Origin of the sequence: Kinneretia sp. DJ1R-11 (genome assembly GCF_025717595.1) — a bacterium.
Taxonomy (GTDB): domain Bacteria; phylum Pseudomonadota; class Gammaproteobacteria; order Burkholderiales; family Burkholderiaceae_C; genus Paucibacter_A.
Genome location: NZ_JAJIRR010000009.1, coordinates 1 through 17731, shown reverse-complemented (window position 1 = coordinate 17731; position 17731 = coordinate 1). Strand labels below are relative to the sequence as shown.

Below are 17731 nucleotides of genomic sequence, written 5' to 3'. Positions count from 1 at the left end.
CTTGCCGGGCGAGCCTGTGAATCTGGACCTGCTGGCTCCCGTGGACCCTGGCTGGCAGCCGGTGCTCGATGCCTGGGCGGTCAGCGCCGAGGGCCAGCGCCTGCTGGCTTTCTTGCCGCGCCGCCGCGAGGCCGGCGCACGGATCTACCCGCCCGAGCCGCTGCGTGCCCTGCGGCTGACGCCCCTGGCCGAGACCCGTGTGCTCATCCTGGGCCAGGACCCCTACCATGGGCCGGGCCAAGCCGAGGGCCTGGCCTTCTCAGTGCCCGAGGGTGTGACGCCGCCGCCCAGCCTGCGCAATCTCTTCAAGGAGCTGCAGCGCGATCTGGGCCAGCAGCCGCCCATGTCGCCGCATCTGGGCGCCTGGGCACAGCGCGGCGTGCTGCTGCTCAACAGCTGTTTCACCGTGGAAGAAGGCGCGCCCGCCAGCCACGCCAAGCAGGGCTGGGAAGCCCTGAGCGACGCCCTGATCGCCGCGGCTGCGCGCGACCCCGCGCCCAAGGTCTTCATGCTCTGGGGTGCGTACGCGCAGGCCAAGGCGCCGCTGATCGCGGCAGCCCAAAGCCCGGGCGCCGTTCCGCACTGCGTACTACAGGCCAACCATCCCTCGCCGCTTTCGGCCCTGCGGCCGCCTGTGCCTTTCATCGGCTGCGGCCATTTCAGCGCTGCGGCGGCCTTTCTGGCGCAGCACGGCCGCGCTCTGGACTGGGCGCTGGACTGAGTTTCCAGGGCCTCGGGGCAGGGCTATCCCCGAGGCCAAGCGCCCGGAATCGAAAGCAGCGTCAACGACAATCTGTCGTTTTGCCGGTCAATAGGGCCTTGCTCTAAAGACCTCTTCAAGACCTGCTCAAGCTTGACTCAAGATTTGCATGCACTCCGGGCTGCTACCAGTCGCCAGCTTGGTTCTAAATTGGTATGGTGTTGTCGCTCAACACTGCCTCAGTTTGTACCTCTGACGCCGCGTTTGCGCAAAGCTGCAACAAGGGTTCTCCAGCAATTGACGGGTCTTCATTTTTGGTACTAAACTGGTATTAATATGAAAACGGTCATCCTTCGTTCACCCGCCCTTCAGGGCGCCACAGCTTCCGATCTTTCGGCGGCGGTGCTATACCTGATTGGGGTGGACGGTGGCGGTACCGGCACCCGCGTGCGCTTGAGCGACCGGGCCGGTGTGCTTCTGGGGCAGGGCGAGTCCGGCCCCTCGGCCCTGGGGCAAGGCGCCGAGCAAGCCTGGCGTCACATTCAGCAGGCCGTGCAGGCCGCAGCTGCGCAAGCGGGCCTGGGTGAGCTGGATCTGTCGCGTTGCGCCATCGGTCTGGGCCTGTCAGGCACGGGCGTGGAGGCGCAGGTCGAGGCCTTCTCGGCCCTGCAGCCCGGCTATGCCCTGGTGGCACTGGACAACGACGGTTTCACGACCTTGCTGGGCGCCCATGGCGGCGAGCCCGGCGCGGTGGTCGCGGCCGGCACCGGCACCATCGGTGAAGGCCTGCGCCGCAATGGCGAGCGCGCCTACATCAGCGGCTGGGGCTGGGTTTGCGGTGACGAGGGCAGCGGCGCCTGGTTGGGCCTGAAGGCCATGCGCCACGCCCAGCAGGCGCTGGACGGACGCGCCGAGCCCGGTGCGCTGGCCCGTGCCGTCTGGGCTGTGGCCGGTCAGGATCGCGCCACCATCCTGGCCTGGTGCGCTGCCGCGGGCCAGCATGGTTATGCCAGCCTGGCCCCCTTGGTCTTTGATCACGCCCCGAACGATCCGGTGGCGGCGGGCTTTGTGGCCGACGCCGTGAGCGAGCTGGAACGCCTCGCCCACGCCCTGGATCCTCAATCTGAACTGCCTCTGGCGCTGTGCGGCAGCATCGCTGTGCGTTTGAGTTCCGAATTCTCAGGCACCATTCGTGCCCGCTGCGTGTCACCTCGAGGTGACTCGGCCGAGGGTGCGCTGCACCTGGTGCGCAGCGCACTGCAACGCTGAGGATTTCGTGATGAGCATCGCATTTCAATTCAAGCCCGATCCGGACGCCGCTTCGCCGCTGTACATGCAGCTGGCCCACAAGCTGGCGCAGGCCATCCGCGAAGGGGTTTACCACGCCGACGAGGCGCTGCCCTCGGAGCGGGTGCTGTCGGAATCGCTGGACCTGTCGCGCGTGACCGCGCGCAAGGCCATCGACCGCCTGGTGGAACAAGGCCTGATCATCCGCAAGCGCGGCTCGGGCAACTACATCGCGCCCAAGCTGGAGCAGCCGCTCTCGCGCCTGACCAGCTTCTCGGAAGAGCTGCAGCAAAGAGGCTTCAAGCCCAGCTCGCGCTGGCTGACCCGCAGCTTCACGCCGGCCGCGCCGGACGAGCAGCTGAGCCTGGGCCTGTCCACCGGCGAGCGCGTGGCGCGCCTGGAGCGCTTGCGCCTGGCCGACACCGTGGTCATGGCCTATGAGGTCAGCGTGCTGCCCGAGACGGTCCTGCCGGACCCAGCCGCGGTGCAAGCCTCTTTGTACGAACACCTGGCCAAGCTCGGCGGTGCCCCGGTGCGCGCGCTGCAGCACATCCGCGCCATCAACGCCGACACCAAACTCGCCAGCCTGCTGGAAGTGCCGGTCGGCCAGGCCGTCTTGTTCATCACCCGTGTGGGCTATCTGGAATCGGGTCATGCCGTCGAGCTGACGCATTCCTACTGCCGCAGCGATTACTACGACTTTGTCGCCGAGATGCGGCGCGAGGGATAGGCGAAGGATGACCCCAGTACAGCACATCGACGCAGACATCCTCACGCCGCAAGGCTTTGTACGGGGTCGACTGGACTATGTTGAAGGGCGCGTGAGCGCCATCCACGGCAGCCCGGTCACGGAAAGCCAGGTCCGGCACGATGCCGGCGAGCGCCAGATCGTGCTGCCTGGTTTCATCGATGTGCATGTGCACGGCGGCGGTGGCCGCGACACCATGGAAGGCGGCGACGCCGCGGGCCAGATCGCGCGCTTGCATGTGCGCCACGGCACCACCTCCATGCTGGCCACCACCATGACGGCGCCGCTGGACGAGATCCGCTCGGCGCTCAGCGCCCTCGGCCCGTTTTGCGCCCAGCGCGCGCCGGGCTCGGCCCGCCTGCTCGGCGTGCACCTGGAAGGCCCCTACATCAACCCCGGCAAGCTGGGCGCCCAGCCCGACTTCGCCAAGCCCGCGACCCTGGCCGAGATCCATGCCCTGCATGCCTTGGCGCCGATCCGCCTGATCACCCTGGCGCCGGAACTGCCCGGCACGCTGGAGCTGATCGCCGAGCTGCGCGCCGAAGGCTTCCAGGTACAGATCGGCCACACGGCCGGCACCTACGAGGATGGCGTGCAGGCCCTGCAGCATGGCGCCGGCGGCTTCACCCATTTGTTCAATGCCATGTCCGGCCTGCACCACCGCGAGCCCGGCATGGTGGGCGCCGCCTTGGCCCACGCCAAGTACGCCGAGATCATTCCCGACCTGCTGCATGTGCACCCCGGAGCCATCCGCGTGGCCATGCGTTCGATCCCGTGCATGTTCTGCGTTACCGATTCCACGGCCGCGGCCGGCATGCCCGATGGCGAATACAGCTTGGGCCGCCACCGCGTGACCAAGTGCATGGGCGGCGTGCGCCTGCCCGACGGCACCCTGGCCGGCAGCACCCTGACGATGGATCAGGCCTTGCGCAATCTGGTCGGCTTGGGCCTGGAGATTGAAGACGCCTCGCGGCGCGTGTCGACCTTTGCTGCCGACTACATGGGTTTGGAAGATCGCGGTCGCCTGCAGCCTGGTGCTTGGGCGGATTTTGTTGTACTGGACCGTGATTTGCAGTTGCAAGGCGTGGTCGTTGAAGGAGAAGAAATTGACCTCGCCTGAGTTGGTGCATGCCTCGCGCATGTTGCAAGAAGCCCTGAGTGCCCCCGCCGCTGTCGCGAACCAGCTGGCCCATGACCAGAACGCCTACGCCGAGCTCGGCGAGGTCCTGCGCGAGCAGCCGCCCACGGCGCTGCTGACCGTGGCTCGCGGAAGCTCGGACCATGCCGCCCACTACATGGCCTATCTGATGATGGCGCGCATGGGCCGCCTGGTGACCTCGCTGCCGATGTCGCTGGTGACGCTGTATCAAAGCAAGATCGTTTGCGACGGCCTGGTGTCCCTGGCCTTTTCGCAATCGGGTCAGAGCCCCGATCTGGTCGCGCCGACGAAATTCTTCCGCGAAGGCGGTGCCCGCACCGTGGCCTTCGTCAACGCCGAGAGCTCGCCCCTTGCAGATGCTGCGCAGTTCGTGTTCCCGCTGCGTTCGGGCCCCGAGCTGAGCGTGGCCGCCACCAAGAGCTATATCGCCCAGCTGGTGGCCGGCGCCCGCGTGGTGGCCGCCTGGAGCGGTGATGAAGACCTGCAGGCTGCCCTGCAACAGCTGCCCTCGGCCCTCGAAGAGGCCGCCAAGCAGCGCTGGGATGTGGCCGTCGACGTGCTCAAGGACGCGGACAAGCTCTTCGTCATCGGCCGCGGCACGGGCCTGCCCATCGCCATGGAAGCGGCGCTGAAGTTCAAGGAGACCTGCGGCATCCAGGCCGAGGCCTTCTCGGGTGCCGAGGTCAAGCATGGCCCGATGGCCCTGGTGGACGAGGGCTATCCCATGCTGGTGTTCGCGCCGCGTGGCCCGGCCCAGGCTGGCTTGATCGCCCTGGCTGAGGAAATGCGCGGCCGTGGTGCCCGCGTGCTGCTGGCCGCGCCGGTGGGTACGCCCGGCGCCGAGCTGCCCCTGGCCTGCACCGGCAATGAAGACCTGGACCCGATCGCCGTGGTGCAGAGCTTCTACCCCATGGTGGAAGCCCTGGCCCGCGCCCGCGGCCGCAACCCGGATGCGCCGCCGCATCTGGCCAAGGTCACCAAGACGAACTAAAGCTGGCGCTTCCTGCCAAGAAGTTTCAAGCACAGAGCATCCCAGATCCCGAACGACACCCGGCGTTCGCGGAGAAACAGCGAATTCAAATGCGACCACAGAGACACAGAGACACAGAGGGTTTCGTTTGGAATTTCACCGTTTTGGCTCCGTGTCTCTGTGACTCTGTGGTCTATCCCGGGTTTGTTTTTCATGAGCCCTGTTTTCTGAGATGTCGTCAATGAGTGAATTTCATCCCGGCCAGCTGGTGATGGTCGACATCCAGGGCAAGTCCCTGGACGCGGCCACCGCCGAGTTCCTGCGCGCCAACCAGGTGCGCGCCGTCTGCCTGTTCCGCAAGAACCTGGGCACCGAAGCCGAAGTGCGCCAGCTGACCCGCGATCTGCGCGAGGTGATGGGCCCCGGCGCCCTGATCGGCCTCGACCAGGAAGGAGGCTCGGTGGTGCGCGCCACCTTCCTGCCGCAAGCGCCTTCCGCCATGGCCCTGGGCGCGGCCGATGATGCGGCCCTGGCCGAGAAGGTCGGCGCCGCGGTCGCACGCGGCCTGGCCTCGATCGGTGTGAACTGGAACTTCGCGCCGGTGCTGGACATCAACAACAACCCGGCCAACCCGGTGATCGCCGAGCGCAGCTTCTCCGAAGATGCCGATGATGTGACCCGTTTGGCCGGCGCCTGGATGGCCGGCTCGCTGCGCGAAGGCGTGGCCTGCTGCGTCAAGCATTTCCCCGGCCACGGCGACACCCATGTGGACTCGCACCTGGCCCTGCCGACGGTGGACAAGAGCCGTGCCGAGCTGGACGCGCTGGAGCTGCGACCCTTCAAGGCCTTGCGCGATGCCGCCCCGGCCGTGATGACGGCCCACATCGTCTACCCGCAGATCGACCCCGATCACCCGGCCACTTTGTCGACCAAGATCCTGGGCGACATCCTGCGCCGCGAATGGGGCTACGACGGCGTGGTCATCACCGACGCGCTGATGATGAAGGCCATCTTCGAGCGCTACGGCTACGCCCGCGCCGCCGTGATGGCCATCCAGGCCGGCGCCGACATGATCCTGGCCCAGGGCTCGCTGGACGAGCAGGGCCAGTCCATCCAGGCCTTGAAAGACGCCTTCGAGCGCGGCGAGCTGACGCTGGAGCAGGGCCGCATCGCCGCCGCCCGTCTGGACAAGCTCGCCGCCGCCTACCCGGTGCGTCACGACGACTACCAGGGCGAGCCGCGCGCCGCTGATGACCGCCTGATGCGCCAGGCTTGGGCCGCCGGCCTGACCGCCTTGCGCGGCGCCACGCCGCCGGCCCGCGATGCGGCCCTGCGCGTGTTCGTGCAGCCCGAGGTGCCGACCGATGGGGTCTCGGAAGCCGGCCCCTCGGGCGCGCAGATCGTCGAGCTGTTCCGCGCCTTCCCGAATGCCCAGATCGAGTTCGTCGAGGACATCCTGGCCCTGGATTGGGACACGGTGCCGCAGGACGGGCGCCTGAACATCGTTGCCTCGACCCACCGCATGCGCTACGGCCAGAACGCCCGTGACTGGATGCCCGATCTGCACCTGGTGCTGTGGAATCCTTTCCAGGCCATCGATGTGCCGGGTCCGACCGTGGTGAGCTGGGGTTACGCCGATGGCGCTCTGGCCGGCCTGCAGGCATGGTTGCAGGGCGAGCAAGTGGCTGCGGCCGTCTCGCCTGTGCGGCTGGATGCTTGAGTCCGGCGCGCCTTGTCAGCCTGAGAACAACACACGAGGAGACCGGCCATGAGCCAAGAATCATCAGCCGCGGCAGGGCGTTCCCCGATCCGATGGATTCCCAGCCTGTACTTTGTGCAGGGCATGCAGTTCTTTGTCGTCATGCTGATTGCCGGCCTGATGTTCAAGAACATGGGCGTGGCCAATGACCAGATTGCCCGCTGGACCGGCTTGCTGGGGTTGGCCTGGGCGATCAAGCCCTTGTGGAGCCCGTTCCTGGAATTGGCGCGCAGCAAGAAGCTGATCGTCGTGGCCATGCAGTTCACCGGTGCTGCGGGCCTCGGCCTGATGGCGCTGGCCTTGCAGTTGCCGATGTGGTTTGCGGCCTCCATCGGCGTGCTCTTCGTGCTGGCTTACGCCTCGGCCACTCATGACATCGCCTGCGACGGGCTCTATATGGCCGCGCTTGATTCCAAGTCGCAGGCCGCCTATGCAGGATGGCAGGGGGCCTTCTTCAATGCCTCCAAGTTCCTGACCTTGGGCGGCTTGTTGGTGCTGGCCGGGCATCTGGAGACCCGCTATGGTGTGTTCAACGCCTGGTCCATCATCTTTGTCTTGCTGGCGATTCTGCTGGCGCTGCTGGCCGCTTACAACGCCTATGCCTTGCCTGGCACCTTGAACACCGAGACGGCCGACATCAGCGCTGCAGGTGTGGCGCGCACCTTGCGCGAGGTGATCGGCGACTTTCTGCGCAAGCCGGGCATCTGGCTGGCAATTCTGTTCATCGTACTGTTCCGCTTTGCCGAGGGGCAGGTGCAGACCATCGGGCCGCTGTTCCTGATCGAGGCGCGCGACAAGGGTGGCTTGGGGCTGAGCACCGAACAAGTGGGCGGCGTCTATGGCACGGTGGGGACGGCGGCTTTTCTGGTCGGGTCCATCCTGGGTGGCTACTTCACGTCCTGGCTCAGTCTCAAGCGCGCCATGCCGGTGCTGATCTTGATGATGGCCGTGCCCAATGTGACCTTCTACTACCTCAGCGTGAGCCTGCCGCAGGACATGCTCCACATCAGCGCGGCCGTGGCCGTGGAGATGTTCGGTTACGGCTTCGGCTTTGTCGGCATGATTCTCTACATTATGCAGGCGGTCGCGCCGGGCAAGTTCCAGACCGCGCATTACGCGCTCGGCTCTGGCGTCATGCAACTGGGTTTCATTTTTTCCAAGACCATCAGCGGCGATATCCAGGTGGCCATGGGCTACCAGAGCTTTTTCCTCTGGACGATTGCTTGCGGCGTACCGGCCCTGGTTCTGATGTTCTTCGTCAAGATCCCGGGCGCGCAAACGGCAGAGGCTGCCCCAGCGGCGGGTGACGCCGCTCCCGCTGCGAGCCGCTGAGGCCATGCGCGGCTTTTTCTTGGGCCTGGCCACTGCTGCGGCGGGTTTGCTCGCGGTTCAGGCGCATGCCGCCAGTCCTGCGCCTGGCGGCGTGTTCTTCGACGACTTCAGCTACCGCGAACTGAGTGGCCTCTGGGCCCAGGGTTGGACGCCGCGCAGCAAAGCGGGCCACCCAGGCGTGACGGGCGCGCGCTGGAGCACCGAGCAGCTGAGCCTGGTCGATGATCCGCAGCAAGCCGGTAACCGCCTGTTGCGTCTGGCCGCACACACCGACGGCAATGGCGCCGGCACGGCGCAGGCCCAGATCTGCCACCAACGCAAGTATCTGGAAGGCACGTATGCGGCCCGCTTGCGCTTCAGCGATGCGCCCGTGCGCGGCGTCGACGGCGACCCGGTGATCCAGACCTTTTATGTGGTGGCGCCCTTGCGCCATGACTTCGACCCCGAGTTCAGCGAGATCGACTGGGAGTACCTGCCCAACGGCGGCTGGGGCAGCGAGAAGACGCGGCTCTATGGCATTGCCTGGCAGACCGTGCAGCTCGAGCCTTGGAAGAGCTACAACCAGTCGCACGAAGAGTTCACCAACCTGAATGGCTGGCATCAGCTCTTGATGCAGGTCGCGGGCGGCCAAGTGAAGCTCTTTCTCGATGGCCGCCAGCTGGCCACCCATGGTGGCCGCAACTATCCGGTCTCGCTGATGTCCATCAACTTCAACCTCTGGTTCTCGCCCGGCGGCTTGTTGCCGGCCAGCAGCCAGGCCCGGGCCTATGAGCAAGATGTGGACTGGATTTTTCACGCCCGCAACAAGGTGCTGAGCCCGGCCGAGGTCGATGCCGAGGTCAAGCGCCTGCGCGCCGGTGGCGTGGCCCAGTTGGACACGGTTCCAGCGGCCGAGCCGGCCCTGAGCAGCCTGTGTGATTTCTGATTCCGGTCGACGTGGTTGTTCGCCCGCGCTCGTTTGTGGAGTCGAGTGAGTCTGTGTTCTTGTTTGCATGCGATGGAAAGGGCGGGCCGCGATGAGCGCTAGCCAACGGTTTGCGTCGGTGGACGCTTTGCGAGGACTGGCCGTGGCCGCCATGCTGCTGGTCAACAACCCCGGCGATTGGGGTCATGTCTACGCGCCGCTCGAGCATTCGGCTTGGCATGGCTGCACGCCCACGGACCTGATCTTTCCTTTCTTCCTCTTCATCGTCGGCGTCTCGCTGGCCTTGGCTCTTGGCCCGCGTGTCGATGCGCAAGCGCCGCTGGCGCCGCTGCGCCGCACGGTGCTGATCCGTGCCCTGCGCATCCTGGCCCTGGGTCTGGTGCTGCACCTGCTGGCTTGGTGGCTGATGGGCAAGCCTGAGCTGCGTATTCCTGGCGTGCTGCAGCGCATTGCCATCTGCTTTGCCGTGACGGGCCTGGTCGTTCTCCATCTGCGCCGCCAGGCTCAGCTGTGGTGGCTCTTGGCCGCGCTGCTGCTGGGTTATGGCGCGTTGCTGGCCTGGGGCGGCAGCCTCGACAAGGTGGGCAATATCGCCTCGCGCTGGGACGCCGCCTTGTTCGGTCGCTTTGGTTATGAGTGGAATGCGGCTACCGGCCTGGGCCACGATCCGGAAGGCCTGGTCAGCACCCTAGGCGCGCTGGCCACCAGCTTGCTGGGCCTGCAAGCCGGCCAGTACCTGCGCCGTGCTCAGCGGCAAAGCCTATGGCTGCTGGGCCTGGGCAGCGCCTGTTTGGGCCTGCTTGTTGCTGAGTTTCAGCCGCTCAACAAGCAACTCTGGACCCCGAGTTTCGTGCTCTGGACTGGCGGCCTTGGCGCCCTGGCCCTGGCCCTGGCCCACCGCCTGATCGACCAAGCCGGCTGGCCGGCGTTGGGCCGCAGCTTCGGCGTCAACGCCATCGCTGCGTACGCCGGCGCCTGGATGTGCACCGTCATCCTCGAAGGCTTCGGTCTGATGGCGCCGCTCTATGCCGGTGCCTTTGGCTGGATCGATCGCCTGGCCGGGCCGTTCAACGCCTCATTGGCGTTTGCGCTGGCATTCGTGGCGGTGTGGGCGCTGATCGTGAAATTGATGGATCGGCGGGGGATTTACCTCAAGGTTTGAGGCCTGATGCATTGACCTTGCCCGATGCGGTTGCGGGTTCGGCATCAGCCTGGGCTTCCTTCAAAGGTGGCGAGGAAGGCGTCACATCTCTCGCCAGCCTGAGGCCGAAGAAAACAAAGCTGGCTTCGGGCAGGTCCGAGTTGCGGTGATGTGGGCGCAACAGCTTGTGCTCGTTGAACCATGAACCGCCGCGCAGCACGCGTTTGGCCGATTCGCTGTGACTCAGACGGGCTTGGCCGTTGGAGTGCGCACCTAGGTAGTTCTCGTGGAACACATCCTCCACCCATTCCCAGACATTGCCTTGCATATCGTGCAGGCCAAATCGATTGGGCGCTTTCTGACCGACCGGATGGACATGCCCCTTGCTGTTCTTGCTGTACCAGGCGTTTTGCTGCAGCTGCTCCACCTCTTCTTCAGGATCTGTGGTCAGCGTGGTGCGGGCACGAGCTGCGTATTCCCATTCCGCTTCGCTGGGCAAGCGGTAGTTCAAGCCCGTGAGTTGCTTGAGGCGATGGATGAAAGTTTGAGCTTCGTTCCAGCTGATCCTTTCGACCGGGCAGCGTTCTCCACAAGCTGTATTGGCGCTGGGGTTGCTGCCCATGATGGCAGTCCACTCCGCCTGGGTCACTTCATACTTGCCCAGCAAGAAACTCGCGATTGCGACTGGGTGCACCGGCTGTTCAGAGAGGTGGCTGGTGCTTCCCATGCTGAAGCTTCCAGCTGGAATCAAAACCATCTCCGGGCAAACCGCGCAATCTTTGCGCCCTTGGATGTGCTTGCCGCTCAAGGTGTCAGCAGCGCGGGCCATAGCAGAAGCGGGGGCTCCGAGCAGTTGCCTCGCTTTGGCTTCCACCTGGGCGCTGAGTTCTGGAGCTACTGCCCATGCTGGAGCCGAGCTCGCCTTGTTTTCGCCCCCTTGCGCTGCAGTCAAAGTGGTTCGTGCCTGCAATTTCGCGAGCAAGCACTCGCTCAGGACATTGACGCGGGCATCGGAATTGAGGTCTTCTTCAATGGCAGGGTATTTGATGCCGGGAATGGTCGAGCAACTGCTTGAACCCGGCATGCTGCCTGAGGTGCAATTGAGGCGGTCCGGCAATGAAATCGCGGGCACGATCACTCTGATATTCGGCTTCACCTTCGCAAGGCTGAGCTTTTTACAGTAGTCAATATCTTGCTGATTGAAATCTGGCAGAGCCTCTGTGGTGCTCGGCAGGCTCATGCAGCCAGCCATCAAACTGGCGAGTGCGAGGATGAACGCCTGTCTATTCAACTTCATGGATCGCCTTGAGAGTCAGACATTTGGGTTGAGAAAAACTATTCCATGACAGCTGGAGCTCGGGCATGATGATAGATGTATCTGCTCTGTAGAGCTCAGCGTATTTTGAGGGGAATAGTTACAAGTGCTTTGTATTCCCGCGCCTCAGCTCTGGGTTCAAAACGTCATCGGAATGGATGCACGGATTCTCAAGATTGAAATCTCACGGCGATGATCGCCTGTTTTTTGAAGACACGTTCAGTCTGATGGCGAACATCATTTGATAGGTTGATTTGATAATGCGCGTCAAAAAAATTGCAATCATTGGTGGCGGCACGGCCGGATGGCTTGCCGCCAATCATTTGGCCGTTGAGTTGCGAGCCGAACAGGACATCTCGATCACCGTGATCGAATCAGCCGAAATAGGAATTATTGGGGTAGGCGAGGGCACAGTGCCGCATATCCGCAAGTCCTTGCAGAAATTCGGCATCTCAGAGGCGGAGCTTTTGGCTGAATGTGATGCGACTTTCAAGGTGGGCATCAAGTTCATTGATTGGCTGGCCCCGGGGCAAAATCAGGCCGCCAACTCTTACTACCATCCGTTTTCCTCGCCGTACCCCGGTGGGCTTGACGTGACAGCCATGTATTTGCAGAACGCGGCTGATATGAAGTTTTCCTCGCTGACTGAAGTGGCCGCTTTGGCGGATGCCATGAAAGCACCGAAGAAAGTTTCTTCGGGTCCGTTTGAGGCGCCGATCAATTACGCGTATCACTTCAATGCCTTGAAATTCGGTCAGTTGCTCGCAAGAAATGCCACGGAGCGACTCGGCGTGCATCGCAAACAGGCGACCGTGGTCGATGCCGTTGTGAGTTCAAGCGGCGATGTTGACTATTTGTTGACCAAGGAGGGTGAGCAACTGCAGTTTGATTTCTTCGTTGACTGCACGGGGTTCAATTCTTTGCTGCTCGGTGGTTTGTACAAAGTGCCATTTGTCGACAAGTCCTCGCAGATACTGACGGATACGGCCCTGACTGTTCAGATCCCAACTGATCCGAATGGCGAAATTCCGCCTTACACCCTGGCCAAAGCGCATGCTGCAGGTTGGCTTTGGGATATTCCTTTGACCAACCGTCGCGGCGTAGGCTTCGTTTATGCGAGCTCGCTCATGCCCGAAGAGCGGGCGCTGGAAGGTTTGGCCGCGCATCTCGGACAGCGACCCGACCGGTTGTCGCCCCGAAAGATCGGCATGCGGATCGGCTATCGGGAGAAGTTTTGGCACCAAAATGTGGTTGCGTTGGGTTTGGCTCAGGGCTTTGTTGAGCCGTTGGAAGCGACGTCGATTTTTGTCACAGACCTTGCTGCAGAGTTGTTCGCGAGGAACTTCTCCCCCGAAAGAGGCACCATGGCGGCCGCCGCAGCGTATTGCAATCAGGTAGTTGCGTACACCTGGGAGCGGGTCATGGACTTTGTGCAACTGCATTACTGCATTTCTGACCGCCGCGATTCTGAGTTTTGGCGTTTGAATACCGAAGCAGCTCAAATCTCGGAGGTTCTCGCGCAGCGATTGGCCATGTGGCGTGTGAATCCGCCGAAGAAGTCGGATTTCTTCAGTCGATTCGATCTCTTTGATGTCGAGAACTTTCTTTTCGTTTTGTATGGTATGAAGTACCCGACAAAGGCTCGTGCGATGACTTCTAACGAGGTTCAGGTCTACGTTCGAGAGCTCAATCAGGTCAAGGGTTTGGAAAAGGCCTTGGCCGGTGAATTGATTGGCCATCGCGAATGGTTGAGCGGCTTTTTGGCCGCATACCGAGAAATGCAGCGGAAATAGACTGGCTGAAGCCATCCGCGACAGGCGCTTGGATTGTGGATGGCCAGAATCTGTGGCCATTGATGCAGAAAGAATGGAAATGACTATTGCGATTCGAATGCCACCCGATGTCCAGTCGGTCCAGATTGGCGAACAGTCGGTGGTGTTTGTCGATGACTTCTTGATCGATCCCGCGGAGATGGTGGCAGCGGCGTGTCAAAGCCAGTTCTCGCCGTGCCCGGGTTTTGAGCAAGGCAAGGGCTACCCTGGTTTGCGTGCCACGGCTCCCGCTGCGTATTCGCAGCGTTTGGTGGAATTGTTGGAGCCCTTGATCAGGATTAATTTCCATATCCCTGGCCACTTGGGACTGAACAAAAGTGCTTGTGAGTTCTCGTTGACGACGGTGCCGCCTGATCGCTTGGGCGTGATGCAACGCACGCCGCATTTCGATTCGAGCTCACCCCACCATATGGCTGTATTGTTGTATCTCTGCGGTCCCGAGCATGGTGGAACCGGGTTCTATCGGCACAAGGCAACTGGTTTTCAGAGGATAGCGCCAGAGAATGTGCAGTCCTATTCAGACATCTATCTCGATGAACTGCGGCGAGCGCCGCCCCAGCCGCGCTATTTTGATGATTCCGATGCTCACTTTCAATTCTTGGGAATGATGCCGGCCCGTTTCAATCGATTGGTGGTCTATCCCGGTAGCTTATTACACAGCGCATGTATCAATCCGGGTATCGGTGTGTGCGCCGATCCGCGGCGCGGTCGTCTGACGGTCAATACATTCTTCGATTTCTGACCTTTGTTTCGCCCATGAAAAAAGCCCGGCATTTGCCGGGCTTTTGCTTGGTGGGCGCTGGTTCGATCAGAACTTGGCGCTGACGCCGAAGCGGTAGGTGGTTTCACCCATGAACGACCAGGCCGGGTAGCCTTCCTTCAACGAGGCGCGCAGCGAGGTCTTCGCGCCGGCGGCACCGTACTGGATGTCGTCATTCTTCAGCAGGTTGGTGGCGTCGAAGCTCACGCGGATCTTGTCGGTCACATTCCAGCCCAGGCTCAGGTCCAGCGAACCGAAGGCGTCATGCATGCGGTTGCTGTAATAGCCGGTCTCACGCACCATGTACTTCGAGCGCCAGTTGTAGGCCAGGCGAGCCGAGTAGGTGGGCGATTCCCAGTAACCGACCAAGTTGGCGTTGTGCTTGGACGAAAGCGTGAACAGATTCAGCTCGTCTTGGTAGCTCTTGCCAGGCGCGGTTGCGTCGGTGTATGTGTAGTTGATCGACGTGCCGAAGCCGTTGCCGAAGCCGTGATTGATCTGGGCCTCGAAGCCCGTGATCTTGCCGCCGCCAGCATTCTTGTAGGTGTTGATCGTCCAGTTGTCCTTGCCGGTGTCCGGGCTGATCAAACCGATCTGCTGATTCAGCAGGGTGTCGGTGGTGATGAAGTTGTTGACCTTCTTGTAGAAGAAGGTCACAGCAGCCAGATTGCCGCGGCCATAGTAGTACTCGAGGCCAAAGTCCAGCTGGTTCGACTTCATCGGCTTGAGGCCCACTTTGCCGAAGGTCACGGTTTCGTTGCCTGGCAAGGTGTCTTGCCAGCCAGCGGTGGAGCCGCCAATGAACATATTGTCGTAGTTCGGGCGGGTGATCGCCGACGAGGCAGCGAAGCGCAGCTTCGTTTCCTTGTTCAGGTCATACACCACATTCAAGCTGGGCAGCCAGTCGCTGTATGACGCGTCAGCATTCTTCTTGGTGGTGCTCCAGCCGCGGTTCGCTTCGACGACGTTGGTCATGTCCGACTTGCCGTCAAAGAAGTAGGACGAAGCGGTGGCCTTGGTGCGGATGTAACGCAGACCAAAGTTGCCATGCCATTGATCCTGTTCGAAGTCGAACATGCCGTACAAAGCAGTGTTCTTCTCTTCCAGTTCGCCGAAGCCGCCGCGGGATTCCACCCAGCTCTTGACGTTGGAGTTGGCCAGGTCAAACATGGCAGACAGATTGGGCTTGGGCACGTTCCAGCCTGCGGTGCCGACCGGCATCGAGCCGTCGAACAGGCTTGCTGTCGAGGCGGTCAGACCAGGCGTGACAAAGGTCGGGCGGAACTCGGTCTTGCTGAAGGTGTGCTTGGTGGCCCGCGCACCGGTCTTGAACGAAGTCAGCGCACCCCATTCGAGGTCGATGGTCGCGTCAACTTGAGCGAAGGTTTCCTTGTCCTTGTTGGGACCGCGGGCGGTCGCCCAAGATTCAGGGCCCGAGGTTGCCGGCAGCTTGTTGAGGCCGACATTCATGTCCTTGCTCGGCGTCATCACAATCTGCTTGCCGGTGGCGTCGGTCGTGCCTTCCCACTTCGGCAGCAGGGGAGCATTGCCCCAGCCCACATAGCTGTAGTTGCTGGTCAGCGAGGTGCCGCCGTCGGCCTTGGTGGTGCCTGCAACAGCTTCCAGCTTGAACTTGTCAGCCTTCATGGAGCCATTCAGCACCAAGCTGTCCGAGCTCATGGTGGCGTCACGCGCCCAGGTTTGCATGAAAGTGCTCGATGCGTTCGACGCATCCAGCTTGGTCTTCAAGCAGAGCAGGCCGGCGGTAGGATTGGCCAGCGTACAAGCCTTGGTGTCGGCGTAGTCCTTGCCCGGATCTTGCAGAGTGAAGGCGTAGTGCGTGGTGTTGCCTGCCGGAGCTTGGTACTCCAGGCGGGTGTAGTTCAGGCCCAGCTCCATGCCAGCAGCCGGCCGCGCCTGCAAGGTGACGTTCACGGCGGAGCGCTGCTTTTCCTGGAAGAAGGTGCCCGGCACCACATCACCGGACCAGCGGCCATCGGCTTCGATGCCGCGGCGCATGTAGTCGCCCTTTTCCATGGCGCCAGCGACCAGCACGCCGAACTTCTTCTGCTCATCGCGCCAGCTGAACAAAGCCGATGCTTCTTTGTTGAGGTCGGTGCTGACCGTACCCTTGCCCAGCTTGACGCTGGCGAAACCGGTGTTGGCCGCCATGTCCAGGGGCTTGCGGGTCTTGACGATCACGGTGCCGCCAATGCCGCCTTCAGTCAAGTCAGCCTGTGAGGTCTTGTATACCTCCATGCCGCCGATCAGTTCGGACGGAAGCAAGGAATAGTTGAACGAGCGATCGATGGCTTTCTGGTCATACCAACCTGTCGAGGCCATGGTTTGGCCGTTCAGGGTTGTGTACGTCATTTGCGGGTCGGTGCCACGAATCGACACCGAGGCGCCAACACCGAAGTCACGACCGACAGACACGCCTGGAATGCGGCCCAGAGCTTGACCCACATCAGCGTCAGGCAGCTTGCCCACGTCTTCAGCGGAGACCGCGTCGACGACGGCATTTGAATTCTTCTTGATGTTCACTGCGGTCTGCAGCGACGCGCGGATGCCAGTGACGACAACTTGCTCCAATTGAGCGGTGTCCTGCTTCGTTTCAGCTTGCTGTGCCTGCGCGGCAAGCGAAGCGCCTAGCAGCGTCAGCGTGACTGCCGCGGCGATGGGATTCTTCTTGACCTTCATAACTGCTCCTCGATATTGGCCGGAATGGATGAGTCGGCCTGTTACGACGCGGAACCAGTGCAATGCCAATCTGCAAATTGGCATGTGTCTGGTGCCTCCTATGACGTACGAATGCAACCAATGCCATGCCACTATACGGCTCGGTAGTGCCACTTTGCTACCACTTTTCGGTTCGTGTTTTCCCTGCTGTGGCGATGTTGCCACCATGTTTTTGCAGACAAGTGTTGCGCCAGCAGTAGGGCCCAAGCGTGACCGTCGGGTGTCGTAAAGCAGCGACGCTGGCGACTTCTCTTGGTAGCACATTGGTATTGATCTCGGAGGGTTGCTGGGAGCTGTTGCCAATGCCACTGTGCGAGAGCGCCGGGGCCGGCCGCGGTGTTGCCTACGGCGGGTCATGGCAAGCAAGGATGATGTTCATGCCGACCCGCTGGCGCCACCCGTCCGTTTGGCTTAATTCCATAGGTGTATCAAAGCCCGGTCCCTGCGTGTAAGGGGCGGGGTGGCTTTGCTTGGCAGCGAAGGGCTGCAAGCATCAAAAGCCAGAAAATTTCTTGGCGAGTGAAAAATGCTGTGCTACAGTAGCAGGCTTGCCTCGGAGGGGTGGCCGAGTGGTTAAAGGCAGCAGACTGTAAATCTGCCCGCTTACGCGTACGCTGGTTCGAATCCAGCCTCCTCCACCAAGGCAAAACTTTTCTTGATTCGAGCTGTCGGCTGGTCCGGCAGCTCGATCTCAAGCAAGGTCGCAAGGCTCCCGGGCGGGAGTAGTTCAATGGTAGAACCTTAGCCTTCCAAGCTAATGACACGGGTTCGATTCCCGTTTCCCGCTCCAGTGTTGGGTGCGAAGCGGCGTAAGGCGCAGTGTTGTTGGTAGTGTCGTTACCGGTTTGTTGGTTGTTTTGCCTGCAAACCTGTGCCGATGCCCATGTGGCTCAGTGGTAGAGCACTCCCTTGGTAAGGGAGAGGTCACGCGTTCGATCCGCGTCATGGGCACCACCTCTTTTCTTCTTCTAGTCTGATCGAGTCCTTCTCAGGAGCGCAGAAATGGCAAAAAGCAAGTTTGAACGCACCAAGCCGCACGTCAACGTCGGCACCATCGGTCACGT

At 62.1% G+C, this 17731-nt stretch carries 13 protein-coding genes and 3 tRNA genes; 14 read left to right on the top strand and 2 right to left on the bottom strand.

Going from position 1 to position 17731, the window contains the following annotated elements:
• The first annotated feature begins 1 nt into the window (after nucleotide 1).
• The 9 genes from LNV23_RS15350 to LNV23_RS15310 all read left to right on the top strand — a co-directional run bounded on the left by LNV23_RS15350 (nucleotide 2) and on the right by LNV23_RS15310 (nucleotide 10042).
• Nucleotides 2-721 (top strand): uracil-DNA glycosylase, encoded by a 720-nt coding sequence (locus tag LNV23_RS15350; protein ID WP_263563772.1) that lies wholly within the window; start codon nucleotides 2-4, stop codon nucleotides 719-721.
• Between the two features lie 315 nt (nucleotides 722-1036).
• A complete protein-coding gene (locus LNV23_RS15345; RefSeq protein WP_263563771.1) occupies nucleotides 1037-1969 on the top strand; it encodes a glucosamine kinase nucleotide-binding domain-containing protein in 933 nt (310 codons plus the stop codon).
• Between the two features lie 10 nt (nucleotides 1970-1979).
• Complete coding sequence (locus LNV23_RS15340) at nucleotides 1980-2717, top strand: GntR family transcriptional regulator (RefSeq protein ID WP_263517681.1); 738 nt, start codon at nucleotides 1980-1982, stop codon at nucleotides 2715-2717.
• 7 nt (nucleotides 2718-2724) lie between these two features.
• A complete protein-coding gene (gene nagA / locus LNV23_RS15335) occupies nucleotides 2725-3855 on the top strand; it encodes an N-acetylglucosamine-6-phosphate deacetylase (protein WP_263563770.1) in 1131 nt (376 codons plus the stop codon).
• A gap of 19 nt (nucleotides 3856-3874) precedes the next feature.
• Nucleotides 3875-4885, top strand: coding sequence for an SIS domain-containing protein (locus tag LNV23_RS15330; protein WP_263563948.1), 1011 nt, complete (start codon nucleotides 3875-3877; stop codon nucleotides 4883-4885).
• A 220-nt stretch (nucleotides 4886-5105) separates the two neighbouring features.
• Nucleotides 5106-6584: a beta-N-acetylhexosaminidase gene (gene nagZ / locus LNV23_RS15325; protein WP_263563769.1), complete on the top strand. Its 1479-nt coding sequence runs from the start codon at nucleotides 5106-5108 to the stop codon at nucleotides 6582-6584.
• A 48-nt stretch (nucleotides 6585-6632) separates the two neighbouring features.
• Entirely contained in the window at nucleotides 6633-7955 is a 1323-nt protein-coding gene (locus LNV23_RS15320) for an MFS transporter (protein WP_263563768.1), read from the top strand.
• 4 nt (nucleotides 7956-7959) lie between these two features.
• The gene (locus tag LNV23_RS15315) at nucleotides 7960-8880 is read left to right on the top strand and encodes a glycoside hydrolase family 16 protein (protein WP_263563767.1); all 921 of its coding nucleotides are present in this window, start codon (nucleotides 7960-7962) and stop codon (nucleotides 8878-8880) included.
• Nucleotides 8881-8971: 91 nt separating this feature from the next.
• On the top strand, nucleotides 8972-10042 hold the full coding sequence (locus LNV23_RS15310) for an acyltransferase family protein (RefSeq protein ID WP_263563766.1): 1071 nt from the start codon (nucleotides 8972-8974) through the stop codon (nucleotides 10040-10042).
• Here the strand turns inward: LNV23_RS15310 and LNV23_RS15305 are convergent.
• The gene (locus LNV23_RS15305; RefSeq protein ID WP_263563765.1) at nucleotides 10032-11318 is read right to left on the bottom strand and encodes a formylglycine-generating enzyme family protein; all 1287 of its coding nucleotides are present in this window, start codon (nucleotides 11316-11318) and stop codon (nucleotides 10032-10034) included. The genes LNV23_RS15310 and LNV23_RS15305 overlap by 11 nt on opposite strands.
• A 278-nt stretch (nucleotides 11319-11596) precedes the next feature.
• On the opposite strand from LNV23_RS15305, the gene LNV23_RS15300 reads away from it, so the two are divergent.
• The gene (locus tag LNV23_RS15300) at nucleotides 11597-13129 is read left to right on the top strand and encodes a tryptophan halogenase family protein (protein ID WP_263563764.1); all 1533 of its coding nucleotides are present in this window, start codon (nucleotides 11597-11599) and stop codon (nucleotides 13127-13129) included.
• 73 nt (nucleotides 13130-13202) lie between these two features.
• Entirely contained in the window at nucleotides 13203-13910 is a 708-nt protein-coding gene (locus LNV23_RS15295; RefSeq protein ID WP_263563763.1) for a DUF6445 family protein, read from the top strand.
• A 66-nt stretch (nucleotides 13911-13976) separates the two neighbouring features.
• On the opposite strand, the gene LNV23_RS15290 is transcribed toward LNV23_RS15295, so the two are convergent.
• The gene (locus tag LNV23_RS15290) at nucleotides 13977-16628 is read right to left on the bottom strand and encodes a TonB-dependent receptor (protein WP_263563762.1); all 2652 of its coding nucleotides are present in this window, start codon (nucleotides 16626-16628) and stop codon (nucleotides 13977-13979) included.
• 594 nt (nucleotides 16629-17222) lie between these two features.
• Between LNV23_RS15290 and LNV23_RS15285 the strand changes: the two genes are divergently transcribed.
• The 3 genes from LNV23_RS15285 (at nucleotide 17223) to LNV23_RS15275 (ending at nucleotide 17621) form a co-directional block, all read left to right on the top strand.
• A tRNA-Tyr gene (locus LNV23_RS15285) sits at nucleotides 17223-17308 on the top strand.
• 75 nt (nucleotides 17309-17383) lie between these two features.
• Nucleotides 17384-17457 (top strand) — tRNA-Gly (locus LNV23_RS15280).
• Nucleotides 17458-17546: 89 nt separating this feature from the next.
• A tRNA-Thr gene (locus tag LNV23_RS15275) sits at nucleotides 17547-17621 on the top strand.
• Nucleotides 17622-17731: the final 110 nt, after the last annotated feature.